This is a genomic window from Undibacterium sp. TC4M20W (assembly GCF_049340245.1).
GTDB lineage: Bacteria > Pseudomonadota > Gammaproteobacteria > Burkholderiales > Burkholderiaceae_D > Undibacterium.
On sequence record NZ_JBMPPI010000005.1, the window covers coordinates 130,279 to 149,210 of the forward strand.

Consider the following 18,932-nt stretch of genomic DNA (forward strand, 5'->3'; position numbering starts at 1 on the left):
ACTTTAAGCTTCATAGCTTCAAGCTTTTATAACTTTACGCTTTATTACGGCCAAACAATTTGCCTATCAATGCGCCCAAGCCTACCACGGCAACCAGCGCCAGTTTGGCGAACTTGGCAAAGAAAGCGAAGATAAGGGCAAACAAACCCAGTTTTTTGGCAGCGACACCGGCAACCAAAGCTGCCAGGCCATACTCAGCGACTTTATCGGTACTGATATTAAAATCGTTGTAACGCTTGCCGTCTGTAAATTCCAGATGCCCCAATAAATCTTTAGCGATGGATTTTTGTTGTGGCAAATCGTTCAATGCCGTCACCAGGTTCAGGCTGATATAGCCTTCACGGCCCAGCGCATAGGTATTGTAATTCACGCCCTGCCTGTCGCTGCTGCCCTGTTTGTCCTTGGTAATTGCTGACCACACCAGCCTGTGGGTTGTGGCTTCGTAATTCGGCTTTTCTGCCCAGCCCACCAGTTGCATTTCAGGGATACCGCGCTGTACACGTTCTTTATTTCCCGCTTCCGTACCTTCCTTTAAGCTTTTCAGCAAATCGTCGGCATTCCAGTCTTTGGCATCATCATCCTTGATATAGCCAGATTTTTGGTAGCGCGCGACAATCATCCAGTGCCCTTCTTCTGGGAAGATGGCACCAAGCAAACTAGGGTCAGACGAATTGCCCATGGCACGCATGATGCGACCAGCCTCAGGCATGGGGATAAAAATTTGGCCGGCTGGCACTTTCAATACTGCCTGATCTATCATTTTGATTTCTGCCGGGCCTGCCTGCATGACTTTTTTTGCTTCGTCGAATGCTGCTTTGACCTCTGCATCGGCAGCCGCATTTTGCGCGTAAGCAAAATGGCTAAAGACTGCAACAAATAAGGCTAATACCCACTTTAAAAACTGCTTGGCGATCATGTTCATTCCCTGTGAATTTATATTTTGATGAGCAATATGGCATCCTGACATTTGCTCATCATTTATTGAGTACGCTGAATTAAGTAATACAGATTAACTACTACAGATAAGCACTGCAGATTCATGGATATTATGTATTTATACACATTTAGTTTCCATAAAGTTAAGCATAATGCCTTGAAAACTGCACTAAATCAAATCCATGCTTTGCTGTTAGAAGTTAAAATAGCGGCCTCAGCTAAAGCTCTCACCGTAAATAAACTGCCTGCATCTATTGATGTGGCAGGCGCAGGCAAAATCATGACCATCCCCATCGTTAATCCAGCTACAAATCCAGAAAAACCGATGGAGATATTGCCTGCGGCAACAGTTGCAATAGCAGCACAGCATTTGCGCGACATCCTGCAACTGGCCTTTGAACATACTGATCAACATCAGGCTGTAGTCGTGTATGACCAGCGCTGTCCATTGGCAGTGGCACTGACCAGCGCCTATCGCGCGTGCTTGCCCAATGCACGCTTTATCGATTTTGATGCAGAAACACCAGAACTGATTTTATCGACCTTGAATGCCTTGCAGGCGTCTGATCTGGCGGTGTTAATACAATCTACCAATTTTCGCCTCGAAGCCTACAGGCTGCGGGTGGAGTTATTCAAACGTGGTTTGAAGGTCATAGAACATCCACACCTTGCACGAATGGAAGGTGATGAAAACCTGTATTACATAGAGTCGCTGGCCTATGATGCCAACTACTATCGCGGCACTGGCAATGCGCTCAAACAAAAAATTGACCAGGCCAGCGGTGGTGTCGTCGATAGTGGCGGCGCTGAACTGGTCTTCAGTGGCCGATTTGAGCCAGCCAAGCTCAATGTCGGCGACTATCGCCTGATGAATAATGTCGGCGGCCAGTTCCCTATTGGTGAAGTGTTCACCGAATCGGTGGCGCTGGAAGATGTGTATGGTCAAATCCGCATCTTTGCCTTTGGCGACACGACATTTACCGTCAATCGCCCGGAACAGCCGATTACCCTGATCGTGGAAAAAGGCCAGGTCGTTGATGCCATCAATTCCACGCCTGAATTTGATCGGGTGCTGGCCAATATTCGTGCTGACGACAGCGTAGTCTGGGTGCGCGAACTGGGTTTTGGAATGAACAAGGCCTTTTCCAAAGATAAGACGGTACGTGACATAGGCACTTATGAGCGCATGTGCGGTGTCCATTTATCCCTGGGGGCCAAGCATGGCAGCTATGCCAAGCCGCATATCAAGCGTGGTGAAGGCCGCCATCATGTCGATGTTTTCGCCGTTACCGAAGCCGTAAAACTGGACGATGAAGTTGTCTATAGGAATGGTGCCTGGGTAGTTTGAACGGCATCCATTAACAAAATAACACAAAAACTCCCTTACTACCCCCAGGATCAGGGCATAGCGGCTGCAATTTATGCATTCGCTGTTAGAATAATGCTCTTGTCCGTTCATAAAAAGTGCATCAACCATGACCCGTAAGCTGTTTGTTACCACTGCCCTGCCGTACGCTAATGCGCCCTTCCACCTTGGTCATATCATGGAATATATCCAGGCTGACATCTGGGTAAGGCATCAGCGAATGTCTGGTCACGAGGTACATTTCGTCGGCGCGGATGATGCACACGGTGCACCTATCATGATAGCTGCTGAAAAAGCTGGCATCACGCCTCAAGCTTTTGTGGCGCAGATCGCTGCCGGACGCAAACAATACCTCGACGGCTTCCATATACAGTTTGATAACTGGCATTCAACTGATGGCGAAGAAAACCATCAGTTGTCGCAGGACATCTATCGCAAGCTGAAGTCTGCTGGCTTCATCACCAGCAAGACCATAGAACAGTTTTTTGACCCAGTCAAAAATATGTTCCTGCCTGACCGTTACATCAAGGGCGAATGTCCTAAATGCGGCGCCAAGGACCAGTATGGCGATTCCTGTGAAGTCTGCAGCGCCGTGTATGCGCCGACAGAATTGAAGAATCCTTATTCTGTCCTGACTGGTGCGACACCGATCATGAAATCGTCCGAGCATTTCTTTTTCAAACTGTCTGATGAAAAATGCGTGGAATTCTTGCGTGGCTGGGCTTTGAAAGACAACCGCCTGCAGTCTGAAGTAGCGAATAAATGCAAGGAATGGCTGGAAGGCGAAGGCGGCCTGGGCGACTGGGATATCAGCCGCGATGCGCCTTATTTTGGTATCGAGATTCCTGACCAACCGGGCAAGTATTTCTATGTCTGGCTGGATGCACCTGTGGGTTACCTCGCTTCGCTGAAAAATTACTTCGGTAAAATCGGCCGTGATTACGATGCATTCATGGCTGATCCGACGACTGAACAAATCCATTTCATCGGCAAGGACATCACTTATTTCCATACCCTGTTCTGGCCAGCGATGCTGAAGTTTTCTGGCTATAAAACACCGGATAATGTTTATGCGCATGGCTTTGTGAATATATCTGGCGAAAAAATGTCCAAGTCGCGCGGTACTGGCATTTCACCACTGCGCTATCTTGAGCTGGGCATGAATCCAGAATGGCTACGTTATTACTTCGCCGCCAAACTGAATGCCAAGGTTGAAGATCTGGACATGAATCCAGAAGATTTCGCATTACGTGTCAATTCTGACCTGATTGGCAAATACATCAATATCGCCAGTCGTGCTGCCGGCTTCATCACCAAGCGCTTCGACGGCGTGGTGGCGACTGACTGGGCAACAGCAGATGACGCTTTCCTCAATAATTTGCGCAATGTTGCGCCAGAAATTCAGGCCTTGTTTGAAGCACGTGAATACGGCAAAGCCTTGCGTGCAGCGATGGAACAGGCTGACCTGGTGAATGCCTATGTCGATTCCAACAAGCCCTGGGAACTGGCAAAAAAGGCCGAGAACGATGCAAAATTGCAGGAAGTCTGTAGCCGCTTGCTGGAAGCTTTCCGTATTTTGACTATCTTCCTGAAACCAGTCTTGCCGCAACTGGCAACACAGGTAGAAACGCAATTGAATATCGACCCACTGCAATGGGCAGATGTAGCGACACCATTACCACATCTGCATAAAATCAATCCTTACGCACATCTGATGCAAAGAATCGATGTGAAAATTTTTGATGAATTATTTGAAAAGCCAGATCAGGGTGTAGCGGCTGCTACTGAAACTGCATCCAGTGATATCGAACCACTGGCCGAAGAAATCAAGATCGACGACTTTGCCAAAGTTGATCTGCGCATTGCCAAGATCGTCAATTGTGAACATGTAGAGGGTTCAGACAAACTCTTGCGCCTGACGCTGGATGTAGGCGAAGGCCGTACCCGCAATGTGTTCTCAGGCATCAAGTCTGCTTACCAGCCAGAGCAGTTGATAGGCAAATTCACTGTCATGGTGGCTAACCTGGCACCACGCAAGATGAAGTTTGGCATGTCAGAAGGCATGGTATTGGCAGCATCTGCTGCTGATGAAAAGGCTAACCCAGGTTTGTACATACTGGAAGCCTGGCCTGGTGCCCAACCTGGCATGCGTGTACGTTAATATCTTTTGTGCGTAGATACAGTACCAGCGTATGAATATTGTTGTCCGTGAAGCTGTCATAGAAGATGCGCAACTCATAGCGCATCTGACCCGCACTTGCTGGACTGACAAGGTAGCCGCTACCTCCAGCGGCCACCATGAAAGCAGTGAGCGTGTCTGCAATGACTTGATGCAGGGTGGCGGTTTTGTCCTGTTGCTGAATGATGAACCAGTAGGTTCGGTGCGCTGGTTGCCGCTGGATACAGAAAATAATTGCTGGGAAATGCTGCGCATGGGGGTCTTGCCTGCTTTTCGGGGTGAAGCCCTGTCACAGCATTTACTCGAAGCCGTGATTCATGCGGCGCAGACATCTGGCATAGAAGAATTACGCCTCGGTGTACGCAGTGACCAGCCCCGTCTGCTGGACTTGTATGCCGCCTTTGAATTTGAACTCGCGCCTGAGCTTGAATATTCCCACGCCAATTCGAATGAGCCTGCCCCGCATGTCATGCGGCGATTCTTAAGAAATTAAAGAAATCGGCATATCTGCTCTTATATAATATATTTTAGGTATACTATTCTCCAGTTTTGTTAATCCAGACGAGTGATGATGTTTAAGCAATGACTTAAGTAATAACTTACGAAATAACTTACGAAATAACTTAAGCCATACCGTCAAACTCGGCCTGTATTTACGCCGTCTTCGTATTAAACTTAGCCTCAATCCTGTCTATCCTGCTTTGGAAATCCATCCATGAACAGCCCTGTTAGCCCTTCTGCCATCACTTCCCCCATCCCTGCCCGCCTCGTGCAATTACGCGCTGTCATGCATGCGCAGGGTCTGGATGCCTATATCGTGCCGTCCTCCGATCCGCATCTGTCAGAGTATTTGCCTGACCGCTGGCAAGGACGCAGCTATTTCTCTGGCTTTACTGGCTCGGTAGGCACGCTAATTGTTACAGCGGATTTTGCAGGTCTGTGGGTAGATAGCCGCTACTGGAGTTCGGCAGAAACAGAACTGGCACCAACTGGCATCAAGATGATGAAAATCGCATCTGCTGCAGCCACACTTTACATAGACTGGCTGGCCAGCAATTTGCAGCCCGGACAAACGGTGGGTGTAGATGGCGCAGTATTGGGTCTGGCAACTGCCAGGGCACTGGAACATGCCTTACAAAGCAAGGGCATCAGATTCAATACCAGCCATGATCTTTTGGATAAAGTGTGGGACGAGCGCCCCAGCCTGCCACAGGCTGCGATCTATGAACATGCAGCACCCTATGCAGTAGTCGCCCGCGCCGACAAACTGGCGATGTTACGCGAACAGATGCGTAGCCAAAACGCTGACTGGCATTTTATTTCTACTGTCGATGACCTGGCCTGGATTTTCAATTTGCGTGGCGCTGATGTCAGTTATAACCCTGTCTTTGTTGGTCATGCGCTGATCAGCCAGACTGATGCAAAATTGTTCGTCTCGGCAGGCAAAGTTCCGACAGAATTGGCTGTGGTACTGGCCAAAGATGGCATCAGCCTGGCAGACTATAGCGAAGCAGCTACTGCATTGGCAGCCCTGCCAGCAGATAGCAGCATCATGATAGACCCGCGCAGAATCACTTACGGTTTCCGCCAAAGTATTCCAGACGGAGTGAAAGTCATCGAAGCCATCAATCCCTCTGTATTTGCCAAATCCCGCAAGACTGCAGAAGAAGCTCAATTCGTGCGCGAAGCCATGGAGCAGGATGGCGCAGCACTGTGTGAATTCTTCACCTGGCTGGAAGGTGCATTCGGCAAGCAGCGCATCACTGAGCTGACTATAGATGAAGAAATTTGTGCGGCCCGTGCACGTCAGCCTCATTTTGTCTCACCCAGTTTTAATACCATCGCTGGCTTCAATGCCAACGGTGCCATGCCGCATTATCGCGCCACCAAGGAATCACATTCCGTCATCGAAGGTGATGGACTGCTGCTCATCGACTCCGGTGGACAATACCTGAATGGCACAACGGACATCACCCGCGTTGTTCCTGTAGGCCAGGTATCAGAAGCGCAAAAGCGTGACTTCACCCTGGTCTTGAAGGGCATGATCAACCTCTCGCAAATGCGTTACCCGCGTGGCACGCTGTCGCCCATGCTAGATACCGTGGCACGAGCGCCTATCTGGGCTGATGGCGTTAACTATGGTCACGGCACTGGCCATGGCGTAGGCTATTTCCTGAATGTGCATGAAGGTCCGCAAAGCATTTCCCCTGCAATAGCAGAATCCCATATGGCGATGGAGCCCGGCATGATCACCTCCAATGAGCCCGGCATTTACCGCCCTGGCAAATGGGGCGTGCGCATAGAAAACCTGCTGCTGAACGTGCCAGCCATGCAAACCGAATTTGGTGAGTACCTGGAATTTGAAACACTGACGCTCTGTCCCATAGACACACGCTGCATCACAGTAGACTTATTGCGTGAAGACGAAATCAAATGGCTCAATGATTACCATGCTACAGTCTTGCAGCGTCTGTCCCCACGCGTCAGCGGTACGGCGCTGGAATGGCTGAAGGAAAGAACCCAGCCCCTGCTGCGTTCAGCTAACTAATCGGACTGGCGACATTATTATTTGCCCACTACGCAGGCAGTGGGTAATCACTAAATTTAATGTGAAGAGACATCTAATGGAAGACAGCAAACTTTTGCAAGGCAGGGATTTTCATCGTATGGATTTGGCTGACTCAAATTTTAATGAAATAAATTTACGGGCCAGCAAATTTTTTAGCGTTGATCTGGAAGCATGCCGCTTCGCAAACTGTTCATTTAAAAACATCACTATAGAAAGCAGTGATGTTACCGGCATGAAGATTAATGATATTCCAGTCTCAGAGTTACTTCGCATCTATCACGAAAACAAGAAATAAAAAAGCCGCCGATGCGGCTTTTTTTTCTTGAAAGACAGCTTTTATACGCTGACTGCCGAACACGGAAACTGCACGCAGAATTTACTACCCACATCAGGTGTAGATTCAATCAACAAATTCGCCTTGTGCCTGAGCAGCACATGTTTAACGATCGCCAACCCCAAACCCGTGCCCTGGGTCTCGCGCGAACGGCTTTTATCGACGCGGTAAAACCGTTCGGTCAGGCGCGAGATATGTTCGGCACTAATTCCTATACCATCGTCCAACACCGCAAATTTAGGGCCATTTGCAGTATCTATCCAACTGATCTTGATGTTGCCATTTTCAGGTGTATAGCGGATCGCATTCGTGACCAGATTGGTCAGCGCACTGCGGATTTCATCATTACTACCGCGAATGTCGGGGCCAGTACATTCCAGCGTGATTTTATGCTTGCCAGCAGACAGGGCATGCGCCTCTTGCAATATCTGCTCCAGCAAACCGAGCATGCTGATGCGCTCTGGCCGTGGCGGATAATCCACCGATTCCAGTCGCGTCAGGGTCAGCATGTCTTCTACCAGACGCTGCATACGCTCACCCTGCTCTGTCATCAGTTTCAGATGCATATTGCGGGTGTGGTTATCGAGGTCATCCTGCATGGAAGCGATTTCCAGAAAACCATTAATCACAGTCAGCGGGGTACGCAATTCATGCGATGCATTGGCGATAAAGTCGCGTCGCATCATGTCTATGCGCTCTGATTCAGTCACATCATGCGTCACCAGAATCTGGCGGCGGTTTTCAAACGGGATGATGTGGGCAATCAATTTGCGGTCGCGGAAGGACAGCGTCAACGGTGTCTCGTAGCGCCCGAGGATAATGTAATCCATGAATTCAGGGCTACGCACCAGATTGGTCACGCGCATGCCCTTGTCCTGCGCATGGCTCAGGCCAAGGTGGCTTTCTGCTGCCGGGTTACACCATTCCAGAAACAGCACATCATCCATAATGACCACGCCATCCGGCAGCAAGGTCATGGCCTGGCGAAAACGTGCAAGCCACTCTGCCAGCTCAGCCTGGTTTTTTTCATCATCACGACGCAGCTTATACAGGCGTGAAAATATATCAGTCCAGGCCCCCCAGCCATCGGGCAAACGTGAACTATTCGGGTTATCCAGCCAGTCTGCCAGGCGCTGCAAATAAAATAGCTGTACGCAAAACAGGGTCACCATACCGATCAGGCCTAACACCAAACCTGTTACCGGACCCCATATATACATAGCAGATGCGGCTCCCATGAGAACCAGGACGATGCGTACAAATGCAGAAATCCAGAAAATAAGGCGTGGAGACATAGTGGGTCCTGAGGGTTCTCAGTAATTGCTTGAAATGTAATGCACAAATGTAATGATATAGGTTTTACTGATATCAGTGAGCAATGTTTGCAAGGTATTCCCAAACAGGAATGGCGCTGCCACACTGCATATAGCTTATGCAGTGTGCGATGCCGTAAATAGCATGAGCGCTGTTGCCAGTTTATTTTTCAGACAGCATGTAGCCAACGCTACGCACGGTCTTGATCAGAGATTCTGCATTCTTCAAGACTTTGCGCAGACGCAGAACATGGACATCTACCGTCCGCTCTTCGATGACGACATGGTCGCCCCAGACTTTGTCAAGCAACTGGCTGCGTGAAAATACGCGTTCCGGATGCGCCATGAAGAATTTCAGCAGCTTGTATTCAGCATGGCCAATATCGACCTTATTGTCTTCTATCTTGACCGTGCAACTGACAGGGTCAAGTACTACAGAGCCTGCCGTCAGGGCGGTCTGGGCATGCTCAGGGCTCTTGCGGCGCAGCAGGGCCTTGATTCTGGCAGTCAGTTCACGCGGCGAAAAAGGCTTGGTGACATAATCGTCAGCACCATGGTCAAGACCAGCAATCTTGTCTTCTTCCATGCTCTTTGCGGTCAGCATGATGACGGGGATTTCATTGAACTGACGGTCTGAGCGTATCTTGGACAACAGACGCAAACCGCTCTGATCAGGCAACATCCAGTCCAGCAAAATCAATTGAGGTGTACGGCGCTGCAAATATTCCCAGGCTTCTGCTGTCGTGTTGACAGCAAAAGTGTTCCAGCCTGCAGCGCGCAGGGAAAAACTGACCAGTTCTACGATTGCCGGTTCATCTTCTACGATGAGTATTGTTGTGTCTGTAGCCATTATCAATAATTAGTTCTGTTGTTCCTGCTTGCTAGCCACATAATCTGAATGACGGATATCCTTGCCTTCAACGATATAAATCGTATGTTCAGCAATATTTTTTGCATGATCGCCGATACGCTCTATCGCCTTGGCTACCCACAGCGCATCTAGCGACGATGATATCGTACTTGGATCTTCCATCATGAAAGTAATCAGGTTACGCATGATGGAGCGAAAATCATTGTCAATCAGCGCATCCTGAGCAATCAATTGTACAGCCTTGCCACCGTCAAGACGGGCAAAGGCATCGAGAGACTGATGCAACATGTCTGCCACACTGCTGGCCAGTACACGCACGGTTTCATAGCCGCTGAACATCGGTACGCCACGTTTGCCAGCTGCTGCATCTCTGGAGATACGGGCAATTTTAGTTGATTCATCACCGATGCGTTCAAGATCAGTAATGACCTTGCCGGTTGCCATGACAGTGCGCAAGTCATTTGCTGCTGGCTGGCGTTTGACGATGAGGTGACTGCACATATCGTCTAGTGCCACTTCGAGGCGATTGACTTCGAGGTCAGACTGAATCACGGCTTCTGCCTGTACCGCATTACCGGTACGGAAGCAGGACATCGCATCATGAAAATGGCTTTCCACCAAGCCGCCCATCAGTAAGACCTTGGAGCGTATAGTCTCCAGATCCATATCGTATTGTTTTGAAGAGTGTTCGCCTGTCACAGGTTTCTCCTGAATTCGCAATTGCAAAATATAAACGCCAGCTCGCGCAATATAATCTATCCGTGCTCCCACGGATAAATCTGCGCAAGCATGGTACGTCTGTTAGCCGAAACGGCCAGTAATATAGTCTTGAGTTTCTTTCTTCACCGGATTCATGAAGATATGATCAGTCTCACCAAACTCGACCAGTTCACCAAGGTACATATAAGCAGTGTAATCAGAACAACGGGCTGCCTGCTGCATATTATGGGTGACGATGGCGATGGTATATTCCTCTTTCAGTTCATTGATCAGTTCTTCGATCTTGACTGTAGAGATAGGATCCAGCGCTGAGGTTGGCTCGTCCAGCAACAAGACTTCCGGTTTCACGGATACGCCACGCGCGATGCACAGACGTTGTTGCTGGCCACCTGACAAACTCAGACCGCTCTTGTTGAGTTTGTCTTTCACTTCTGTCCAGATTGCGGCTTTTTTCAAGGCCCATTCAACGCGCTCATCCATCTCGCCCTTGGACAGGTTTTCATACAGACGCACACCGAAAGCGATGTTGTCATATACCGACATAGGGAAAGGTGTAGGTTTCTGGAACACCATGCCGACGCGGGCGCGCAGCAAGTTAATGTCCTGATCCGCATCCAGGATATTTTTGCCGTTATAGATGATATTGCCTTCAGCACGTTGGCCAGGATACAGGTCATACATGCGGTTCAGGGTACGCAACAAAGTCGATTTGCCGCAACCTGATGGACCGATGAAGGCAGTGACTTTTTTGTCGTAGATATTCAGATTGATATCGCGCAGGCTGCGTGTCGCACCATAAAAGAAATTCAGCCCGCCGATTTCGATTGCTTTTTTCTGTTGGTTGTCTTGAGTAGTAGTCATATCGAGGCCAGTATTAATGCTGTGTTTTTTGGTTAAACAAAGTACGCGACAAAATATTCAAACCGAGGACGCTGAAGGTGATCAACAATGCACCACCCCAGGCCAGCTCACGCCAGTTGTCGTAGGGACTCATCGCAAACTGATAAATCACCATCGGCAAGTTGGCCATAGGCTTGTTCATGTCGGCATTGAAGAACTGATTGCTCAGGGCGGTGTACAGCAAAGGTGCAGTCTCACCGGAGATACGTGCCACTGCCAGCAAAATACCTGTTACGACGCCTGCTTTGACGGCACGCAAACGTATCAGCAAAGCCACTTTCCAGCGAGGTGCGCCCAGCGCAAATGCAGCTTCACGCAAACTCGTCGGCACCAGACCCAGCATATTATCGGTAGTACGGACAACCACTGGAATGGCAATCAGTGAAATGGCGATACTGCCAGCCCAGCCAGAGAAATGCTTGACGTGCGCAACATAGATTGCATACACGAACAAGCCTATCACGATGGACGGTGCAGAGAGCATGATGTCGGTCACAAAACGTGTGACGAAGCCAAACCAGCTTTTATCACCATACTCTGCCAGATAAATACCAGCCAGAATACCGATAGGTGTTGAGATCAGGGCGGCACTGACGACCATCACAAAGCTACCAAAGATCGCATTCATCAAACCGCCGCCATCACTGCCTGGGGCAGGCGTTGACTCTGTGAACATGGCTACATTGACGGCACTCAGTCCTTTTGTCATGAGGGTAAACAATATCCACATCAGGAAAAATATACCCAGTGCCATCGCAAATGACGACAAACCTATGCCCAGTTTATGCATCAGCAAACGGCGGCGATACACCGGGTTGCTGGCAGATTGCATTGTTGAGTTTTCCATTATTTGGCTCCTTCTTTTCTGGACAAGCCCAGCAACATCAGTTTGGCAGCCGACAAAACAATGAACGTGATGACAAACAGAATCAGGCCAAGCAAGAACAAGGAAGATGTGTGCAAGACTGTTTCTGCCTCTGCAAATTCATTTGCCAGAGTGGAAGCGATACTATTACCGGCGGCAAACAACGACCAGGACAGGTGATGCGAATTACCGATCATGAAGGTAATTGCCATGGTTTCGCCAAGTGCACGACCCAGACCCAGCATGACACCACCCACTACACCTATCTTTGTGTATGGCAGCACAATCTTACGGACTACTTCCCACTTGGTGCAACCCAGGCCATAAGCGGATTCCTTGAGTACCGGCGGCACCACTTCAAACACGTCACGCATGACTGAAGAAATGAAAGGGATAATCATGATTGCCAGGACGATACCGGCTGACAGCATGCCCATGCCTATCATGGGGCCGGAGAACAAAATACCTATCACCGGCAATTTACCCAGCGTTGCAGCCAGGGCCGGTTGCACATATTGCGAAAACAAGGGCGCAAATACAAACAAACCCCACATGCCATAAATAATACTCGGTACACCAGCCAGCAATTCAATTGCCGTACCCAGTGGACGCTTGAGCCAGTTAGGACAAATCTCGGTCAGGAACAGGGCAATACCAAAACTGACAGGAAAGGCAATCAACAGGGCGATGACCGATGTCACCAGTGTGCCGACGATGGCGATCATGCCGCCAAACTTGTCATTGACCGGGTCCCATTCTATGGTCCAGATGAATGACAGGCCAAATTCCTTCATCGCCGGAATCGAGCGCAGGAACAGAGAAATAATAATACCGACCAGCACCACCATCACAAGGGCGGCGAAAGTAAAGGTCAGTTTATGAAAAAAGAAATCTTGCCAACGCTGGCGGCGCATTACTGCAGCCATTTTCGCAAGGTCGATCTGACCGGCCTGAGGTAGTGCGTTATTAGCGGGTGGGATTGCAGTTGGTGCAGTCATGTTGACGGAGGACATTTGGGTAGTCATGGGTGTCTTTTCCACCGGAAGGCAATCCGGACAGTTCCGGATTGCCTCGATTTGTTTAGTTCAATGTCTGAACAGGGTCAAACTTTTTATTACCAGAGCGCTTTACCGGAAGCATCTTTGACTTTTGCTTTCCAGTTGTCTTCGATCAGTTTGACAACCGGTGCTGGCAAGGAAACATATTCCAGTTCAGCAGCCATTGCGCCACCGTTTTTGAATGCCCAGTCAAAGAATTTCAATACTTCTTTGCCTTTTTCAGCATCAGCCTGCGCTTTGTGCAACAGGATGAAAGAAGCACCAGTGATAGGCCAGGTGATTTTGCCAGGCTGGTTAGTCAATACCAGGTACATGCCTGGAGCTTTGCTCCAGTCAGCGCCAGCAGCAGCGGATTTGAAGTTTTCATCATCTGGTTCAGCGAACTGGCCATCAGCATTTTTCAACAAGGTGTAAGTCATCTTGTTTTTCTTCACATAAGCGTATTCAACATAGCCGATGGAATTTCTGATTTGCTTGACGCTGGAAGCTACGCCTTCGTTACCTTTGCCACCTACACCGACTGGCCATTTAACGGCTGTGGAAGAACCAACAGCAGTTTTGAACTCAGGGCTGACTTTGGTCAGGTAATCTGTCCACAGGAAAGTAGTACCAGAGCCGTCAGAGCGGTGTACGACAGTGATATCTTCAGCAGGCAATTTCAAACCGGCATTGATGGCTGCGATTTCTGGTGCATTCCATTTAGTGATTTTGCCCATGTAGATGGCGGCCAGTACTTCACCTGTCATCTTCATTTTGCCTGGAGCGATACCGTCCAGATTAACCACTGGAACTACACCGCCGATGATGGCTGGGAATTGCACCAGGCCTTCAGTTTCCAGCTCTTCTGCCTTCAAAGGCATGTCGGATGCACCGAAATCGACAGTTTTTGCCTTGATTTGTTTGATACCACCACCGGAACCGATGGATTGATAGTTCAGACCGTTGCCACTGGCTTTTTTATAAGCTTCTGCCCATTTTGCATAAATTGGATATGGGAAAGTCGCGCCAGCGCCTGTAATGTCGGCAGCATGAGCAGCGCCAAATGTGACAGCGACGCCAATTGCAGCGATGAGAGTTTTGACAACACGTTTGATTTGCATGTTCACCTCAGAGTTAAATAACAGTATTCAGTACTACGAGGCGCACTGTACAAGCCAAATATGACAAGATTATGACGTGAAGCAAAGCCTGTGAAATAATTGCACTTGTTATCACTTTTTTGTCATAAACTTGTCATTTAAGACGTCTAGAATGCTTGCGTATATATATGACGTCCTTTATGACATGCAAAAAACTATGCCAAATCAGGAAACACCCTCTTCAGCAACTGCGCCGGAAGACATGAAACAAGTTCCTGACACTGAAATCAAGGCACTTGCCAAGCAAGCCAAGCCAGTGGCGGTACCAGAATTGTCACGTTCGGTGATTTTCCTGGACCGGGAGATGTCACAAATTGCTTTCAACTGGCGTGTGCTGGCTCAGGCTGAGGACCGCAGCATCCCCTTGCTCGAACGCTTGAAATATTTATGCATCGTCGGCAGCAACCTCGATGAGTTCTTTGAAGTCAGGGTTGCCAGCCTGCTGGCACAGAACACGATAGATGGTGAACTGGTACAACACCCTACCTTCCAGGCCATGCTCAAGCGCGTTAGCGACGAGTGTCATCAATTGGCAAAAAGGCAATACGAATTACTGAATCAGGAGATCCTGCCGCAGCTTTCCAAAAAAGGCATACATCTGCTGCGTCATTCCGAGCGCAATGAAGCTCAGCGTGCCTGGGTAAAATCTTATTTTGAACGTGAAGTCAGACCCCTGCTAACACCAATTGGCCTGGACCCTGCCCATCCTTTCCCGCAGGTAGTCAATAAGAGTTTGAATTTCATTGTCTCGCTGGCGGGCAAGGATGCTTTTGGCCGTGGCACAGGAATTGCGATCGTCAAGGCACCGCGCGTTTTGCCGCGCATCATCCGCCTGCCGGATGAATTGTCGAACGATGGCATGGCGTTTTGCCTGCTGTCTTCAGTCATACACTCACACATAGAAGACTTGTTCAATGGCCGTGAGGTGATCAATTATTCACAGTTTCGCGTCACCCGTGACAGCGACCTGTGGGTCGATGAAGAAGAAGTCAAGAATCTGCGCCAGGCATTGCAGGGTGAATTGCAAACCCGTCAGTTCGGTGCGGCAGTACGCCTGGAAGTGGCAAAGAACTGCCCTGAGGACTTGTCAAGATTCTTGCTCGAACAGTTCAACCTCGACAGCGACCGTCTGTATCCGGTGGATGGCCCGGTAAACATGGTCAGGCTCGGTGAACTGGTTGATCATGTCAAACAGCCTAATCTGCGCTTCCCACCGTTCTCGGCGAAGGCCATAGGCAAGTATGCGCACGCTGATATTTTCACTTTGCTGCGCAAGCAAGACATACTCTTGCATCACCCTTTCCAGCCTTTTCAGACCGTCATTGACTTCATACGCTCGGCGTCACAAGACCCCAGTGTAGTCGCGATCAAGCAGACTATCTATCGCACCGGCATGAATTCGGATTTGATGGAATCCCTGATCACGGCGGCAAGACTGGGCAAGGAAGTTACCGTCATCGTCGAATTGATGGCGCGCTTTGATGAAGAAGCGAATATCAACTGGGCCGACAAATTGCAGCGCGCCGGTGCCCAGGTTGTATATGGCGTGGTTGGCCTGAAGACCCATGCAAAACTGGCGCTCGTGATACGCCGCGAAGAAGGCGGTAATTTGCGACATTATGCCCATCTGGGTACTGGCAATTACCATCCATCGACCACGCGTTTTTATACAGACTTTGGCTTGCTGACAGCCCATCCTGAGATGGCGGCAGAAGTCAATGAAGTATTTATCCACCTGACTGGTTTGACAAAACCTAAAAAACTTGATTATCTGTGGCTGGCACCATTTGCCCTGCAACCGCAAATCATTAAAGCCATACGCAATGAAGCGCGCATAGCCCGTGAAGGCCGCCCTGCCCGCATCATCGCCAAGATGAATGCATTGCTCGATGAATCTGTCATCCGGGCACTGTATGCTGCGTCGGCAGATGGCGTCAAGATTGACCTGATCATACGCGGTGCCTGCGCCTTGCGCCCGGGCGTACCTGGCTTGTCTGAAAACATCAAGGTGCGCTCCATCATAGGCCGCTTTCTCGAACATAGCCGTATCTATTACTTCCGCAATGATCTGGCGCATGATGTGTATCTTGCCAGTGCCGACTGGATGAATCGCAATCTGTTCCGTCGTATAGAAGTGGCTTTCCCTGTACTGGAAAAGTCATTGAAAAAACGCGTTATTTCTGAAGGTCTGGAACCCTATCTGAAAGACAATGTGAATGCCTGGACACTGGATTCAGACGGACATTACGACCGCAAGAAATCCAGAGCCAAGCAAGTACGTTTCTGTGCCCAGCAACATCTGATGCAAACTCTGGGCACCCTGGCTGATACGGATAATCAATAATGGAACTCATCCTCTGGCGTCATGCAGAAGCAGAACCAGCGACAGCTGAACTGACTGATGAATTCAGAAAACTGACAGGCAAGGGCAACAAGCAGGCAAGCAAAATTGCTTACTGGCTGGACAGTACTTTGCCTGAAACCTGCAGGATACTGGCCAGCCCCACCATACGCACCAGAGATACGGCTGAAGCCCTGATCGCCTGCGGCAGGAAATATAAAGTCGTTCCCGAACTGGGGCCGGCAGCCACGGTCAGCGATGTACTAACCGCAGCCAATTGGCCGAACAGCCGTGAACCTGTACTCATCATTGGCCACCAGCCCTATCTGGGCCAGGTCGCCGCTGAATTGCTGGGCCACCCTTTGCAAGAGTACAGCGTACGCAAAGGCAATGTCTGGTGGATCACGCAAAAGCAGCGCGAGAACGAGATTATGCAGACCTATCTGAAAGCCATCATGTCGCCTGACCTGGTGGTTAAATAAGCGCTCCTGAAATTCATTTATCCACAGGTAAAAATACTGGCTCTCTGCAGCAAACCCCGCTTGCTGTTAGTATGTAGGGCCGTCTTTACCCATAAAGCACGATGAAACCCACGCACATCCTTGCCGCCCTGATTGCAGTCATCACCTGGGGCATCAATTTCGTAGTCATCAAAATCGGTTTGCAAGGATTGCCGCCTGTGCTGTTCACCGCATCGCGCTTTATCTTCTCTGCCCTGCCCCTGGTATTTTTTGTGTCATTTCCCAAGACATCATGGAAATGGGTGGCTGCCTACGGCATGTTCCAGTTTGCTTTCCAGTTCACGCTTTTGTTTTGCGGTATCAAGCTCGGCTTCCCGGCGGGATTGGCATCCCTGGTCATGCAATTGCAGGCATTCATCACCATGGGTCTGGCCGTTGTCATCATGGGTGAGAAACCGCAATTCGTGCAGGTACTGGGTGCATTGATTGCCTTGTCTGGCATGGCGCTGGTTGCCATGCATCTGGAAGCGCAGGCAACCATCATAGGATTCTTGCTGGTGGTTGCTGGTGCGGTGTGCTGGAGTATCGCCAATATCGTCACCAAGAAGATAGGTGTCGTCAATCCGCTGGCGATGGTGGTGTGGGGCTCGGCCATTGCAAGCCCACCCTTGCTGCTGGCGTCTTACATGATGGAAGGCATGGATGCCTGGCAAGCAGCCTATGCGCAGCTGAACTGGACGTCAATCGGTGCCATTGCTTACCAGTCTTACCCGAATACCATAGTCGGTTTTGGCATCTGGTCATGGCTGATGCGTAAATACCCTGCAGCGACGATAGCGCCGTTTACTCTGCTAGTGCCGGTAGTCGGCATGCTGACCGCTTCTATCGTATTGAACGAGACTTTATTCTGGTGGAAAATCTGCGCTGGTCTGTTGGTGCTAGCAGGTCTGGCTTGCAACCAGTTTGGTTTGCGCATCTGGTCCTGGTTCAAACCGGCTGCAAGCACCTGAACTTATCCGGCGACTGTTTCCAGTTCGGTCTCGTCCACATCGATATCTGCCACCGCATCTGCTACATGCTCAGGGTGGCAGATGTCATGCCAGGTTACCAGCCTGAGTTCGCCTTTAGCATCTTCCACCAGGGCTGACAGGCTTTCTACCCAGTCGCCATCATTGCAGTACAAGATGCCCCCGATGTCACGTATTTCTGGCTTGTGGATATGGCCACAGATAATGCCATCCAGGCCTTTGCGACGGGCCTCGTCTGCCAGTGCATCTTCAAACTGCGTGATATAGCTGACCGCGTTCTTGACCTTTTGCTTCAGATATTGTGACAGCGACCAGTAAGGCATGCCAGCGCGGGCGCGCCAGTTATTGAATATCTGGTTAAATTTCAGGATGACGGTATACAAGCTGTCACCTACATAGGCCAGCCATTTGGCGCAAGCGATGACGCCATCAAACCGGTCACCATGCAAGACCAGCATGCGCTTGCCTGCGGCCGTGGTGTGCACCAGCTCATCCCTGATTTTAATGCCGCCAAAATCGAGGTCGATGAACTGGCGTATCGACTCGTCATGGTTGCCAGGCACGAAGATGACATTTGTACCTTTTTTAGCTTTTTTCAGGACAGTCTGCACCACATTATTATGGGTCTGGTCCCAGTACCAGCGGCGCTTGAGTTGCCAGCCGTCGATGATGTCACCGACCAGGTACAGGGTATCTGAATCGGTGGCACGCAAAAATTGCAGCAACTTGGTCGCCTGGCAGCCGCTCGTTCCCAGATGCAAATCTGAAATCCAGATAGTGCGGAAACGCTGGGTTTCTTTCTTACCGGTTTTATACAATTTGCTACTCAGGAACTGATCGGCTGGTTTCATA

The 18,932-nt window shown here is 49.8% G+C and carries 17 protein-coding genes; 8 read left to right on the plus strand and 9 right to left on the minus strand.

Annotation, left to right across the window (positions count from 1 at the left end; translation table 11 throughout):
* Positions 1-34: 34 nt before the first annotated feature.
* Positions 35-916, minus strand: a complete 882-nt coding sequence (locus ACO0LL_RS08710) for a DUF2167 domain-containing protein (protein ID WP_422950462.1) — start codon at positions 914-916, stop codon at positions 35-37.
* 300 nt (positions 917-1,216) lie between these two features.
* On the opposite strand from ACO0LL_RS08710, the gene ACO0LL_RS08715 reads away from it, so the two are divergent.
* The 5 genes from ACO0LL_RS08715 to ACO0LL_RS08735 all read left to right on the plus strand — a co-directional run bounded on the left by ACO0LL_RS08715 (position 1,217) and on the right by ACO0LL_RS08735 (position 7,345).
* Positions 1,217-2,284: a hypothetical protein gene (locus tag ACO0LL_RS08715; protein ID WP_422950463.1), complete on the plus strand. Its 1,068-nt coding sequence runs from the start codon at positions 1,217-1,219 to the stop codon at positions 2,282-2,284.
* Between the two features lie 127 nt (positions 2,285-2,411).
* Positions 2,412-4,463, plus strand: coding sequence for a methionine--tRNA ligase (gene metG, locus ACO0LL_RS08720; protein WP_422950464.1), 2,052 nt, complete (start codon positions 2,412-2,414; stop codon positions 4,461-4,463).
* A 31-nt stretch (positions 4,464-4,494) separates the two neighbouring features.
* The gene (locus ACO0LL_RS08725; RefSeq protein ID WP_422950465.1) at positions 4,495-4,974 is read left to right on the plus strand and encodes a GNAT family N-acetyltransferase; all 480 of its coding nucleotides are present in this window, start codon (positions 4,495-4,497) and stop codon (positions 4,972-4,974) included.
* A gap of 222 nt (positions 4,975-5,196) precedes the next feature.
* The gene (locus tag ACO0LL_RS08730; protein ID WP_422950466.1) at positions 5,197-7,029 is read left to right on the plus strand and encodes an aminopeptidase P family protein; all 1,833 of its coding nucleotides are present in this window, start codon (positions 5,197-5,199) and stop codon (positions 7,027-7,029) included.
* A gap of 76 nt (positions 7,030-7,105) precedes the next feature.
* Entirely contained in the window at positions 7,106-7,345 is a 240-nt protein-coding gene (locus tag ACO0LL_RS08735; protein ID WP_422950467.1) for a hypothetical protein, read from the plus strand.
* A 41-nt stretch (positions 7,346-7,386) separates the two neighbouring features.
* On the opposite strand, the gene phoR is transcribed toward ACO0LL_RS08735, so the two are convergent.
* From phoR to pstS, 7 genes are all read right to left on the minus strand, one after another.
* Entirely contained in the window at positions 7,387-8,679 is a 1,293-nt protein-coding gene (phoR, locus tag ACO0LL_RS08740) for a phosphate regulon sensor histidine kinase PhoR (RefSeq protein ID WP_422950468.1), read from the minus strand.
* A gap of 181 nt (positions 8,680-8,860) precedes the next feature.
* Positions 8,861-9,547, minus strand: a complete 687-nt coding sequence (phoB, locus tag ACO0LL_RS08745) for a phosphate regulon transcriptional regulator PhoB (protein ID WP_162041889.1) — start codon at positions 9,545-9,547, stop codon at positions 8,861-8,863.
* A 9-nt stretch (positions 9,548-9,556) separates the two neighbouring features.
* A complete protein-coding gene (gene phoU / locus ACO0LL_RS08750) occupies positions 9,557-10,267 on the minus strand; it encodes a phosphate signaling complex protein PhoU (RefSeq protein WP_422950469.1) in 711 nt (236 codons plus the stop codon).
* Between the two features lie 102 nt (positions 10,268-10,369).
* The gene (gene pstB / locus ACO0LL_RS08755) at positions 10,370-11,149 is read right to left on the minus strand and encodes a phosphate ABC transporter ATP-binding protein PstB (RefSeq protein WP_422950470.1); all 780 of its coding nucleotides are present in this window, start codon (positions 11,147-11,149) and stop codon (positions 10,370-10,372) included.
* 13 nt (positions 11,150-11,162) lie between these two features.
* On the minus strand, positions 11,163-12,035 hold the full coding sequence (gene pstA / locus ACO0LL_RS08760) for a phosphate ABC transporter permease PstA (protein ID WP_422950471.1): 873 nt from the start codon (positions 12,033-12,035) through the stop codon (positions 11,163-11,165).
* Positions 12,035-12,979, minus strand: coding sequence for a phosphate ABC transporter permease subunit PstC (gene pstC, locus ACO0LL_RS08765; protein ID WP_422950647.1), 945 nt, complete (start codon positions 12,977-12,979; stop codon positions 12,035-12,037). The genes pstA and pstC overlap by 1 nt, the downstream gene beginning before the upstream one ends.
* Before the next feature lie 188 nt (positions 12,980-13,167).
* A complete protein-coding gene (gene pstS / locus ACO0LL_RS08770; protein ID WP_422950472.1) occupies positions 13,168-14,211 on the minus strand; it encodes a phosphate ABC transporter substrate-binding protein PstS in 1,044 nt (347 codons plus the stop codon).
* Positions 14,212-14,452: 241 nt separating this feature from the next.
* Between pstS and ppk1 the strand changes: the two genes are divergently transcribed.
* The 3 genes from ppk1 to ACO0LL_RS08785 all read left to right on the plus strand — a co-directional run bounded on the left by ppk1 (position 14,453) and on the right by ACO0LL_RS08785 (position 18,062).
* Positions 14,453-16,594, plus strand: a complete 2,142-nt coding sequence (ppk1, locus tag ACO0LL_RS08775) for a polyphosphate kinase 1 (protein WP_422950648.1) — start codon at positions 14,453-14,455, stop codon at positions 16,592-16,594.
* Complete coding sequence (sixA, locus tag ACO0LL_RS08780; protein ID WP_422950473.1) at positions 16,594-17,073, plus strand: phosphohistidine phosphatase SixA; 480 nt, start codon at positions 16,594-16,596, stop codon at positions 17,071-17,073. The genes ppk1 and sixA overlap by 1 nt, the downstream gene beginning before the upstream one ends.
* A gap of 101 nt (positions 17,074-17,174) precedes the next feature.
* Positions 17,175-18,062 carry an EamA family transporter gene (locus tag ACO0LL_RS08785; RefSeq protein ID WP_422950474.1) on the plus strand — a complete coding sequence of 296 codons (888 nt, stop codon included), beginning with the start codon at positions 17,175-17,177 and terminating at the stop codon, positions 18,060-18,062.
* Positions 18,063-18,064: 2 nt separating this feature from the next.
* On the opposite strand, the gene ACO0LL_RS08790 is transcribed toward ACO0LL_RS08785, so the two are convergent.
* Entirely contained in the window at positions 18,065-18,931 is an 867-nt protein-coding gene (locus ACO0LL_RS08790) for a UDP-2,3-diacylglucosamine diphosphatase (RefSeq protein ID WP_422950475.1), read from the minus strand.
* Position 18,932 lies beyond the last annotated feature (1 nt).

Bases quoted from the DNA above. Each gene is read 5' to 3' on its own strand.
- sixA (WP_422950473.1), top strand. From the start codon at position 16,594: ATGGAACTCATCCTCTGGCGTCATGCAGAAGCAGAACCAGCGACAGCT.
- ACO0LL_RS08730 (WP_422950466.1), top strand. From the start codon at position 5,197: ATGAACAGCCCTGTTAGCCCTTCTGCCATCACTTCCCCCATCCCTGCC.
- ACO0LL_RS08715 (WP_422950463.1), top strand. From the start codon at position 1,217: ATGACCATCCCCATCGTTAATCCAGCTACAAATCCAGAAAAACCGATG.
- phoB (WP_162041889.1), bottom strand. From the start codon at position 9,547: ATGGCTACAGACACAACAATACTCATCGTAGAAGATGAACCGGCAATC.
- pstA (WP_422950471.1), bottom strand. From the start codon at position 12,035: ATGGAAAACTCAACAATGCAATCTGCCAGCAACCCGGTGTATCGCCGC.
- pstC (WP_422950647.1), bottom strand. From the start codon at position 12,979: ATGGCTGCAGTAATGCGCCGCCAGCGTTGGCAAGATTTCTTTTTTCAT.
- ACO0LL_RS08735 (WP_422950467.1), top strand. From the start codon at position 7,106: ATGGAAGACAGCAAACTTTTGCAAGGCAGGGATTTTCATCGTATGGAT.
- ACO0LL_RS08785 (WP_422950474.1), top strand. From the start codon at position 17,175: ATGAAACCCACGCACATCCTTGCCGCCCTGATTGCAGTCATCACCTGG.
- ppk1 (WP_422950648.1), top strand. From the start codon at position 14,453: ATGAAACAAGTTCCTGACACTGAAATCAAGGCACTTGCCAAGCAAGCC.
- metG (WP_422950464.1), top strand. From the start codon at position 2,412: ATGACCCGTAAGCTGTTTGTTACCACTGCCCTGCCGTACGCTAATGCG.
- ACO0LL_RS08790 (WP_422950475.1), bottom strand. From the start codon at position 18,931: ATGAAACCAGCCGATCAGTTCCTGAGTAGCAAATTGTATAAAACCGGT.
- pstB (WP_422950470.1), bottom strand. From the start codon at position 11,149: ATGACTACTACTCAAGACAACCAACAGAAAAAAGCAATCGAAATCGGC.
- ACO0LL_RS08710 (WP_422950462.1), bottom strand. From the start codon at position 916: ATGATCGCCAAGCAGTTTTTAAAGTGGGTATTAGCCTTATTTGTTGCA.
- ACO0LL_RS08725 (WP_422950465.1), top strand. From the start codon at position 4,495: ATGAATATTGTTGTCCGTGAAGCTGTCATAGAAGATGCGCAACTCATA.
- phoR (WP_422950468.1), bottom strand. From the start codon at position 8,679: ATGTCTCCACGCCTTATTTTCTGGATTTCTGCATTTGTACGCATCGTC.
- pstS (WP_422950472.1), bottom strand. From the start codon at position 14,211: ATGCAAATCAAACGTGTTGTCAAAACTCTCATCGCTGCAATTGGCGTC.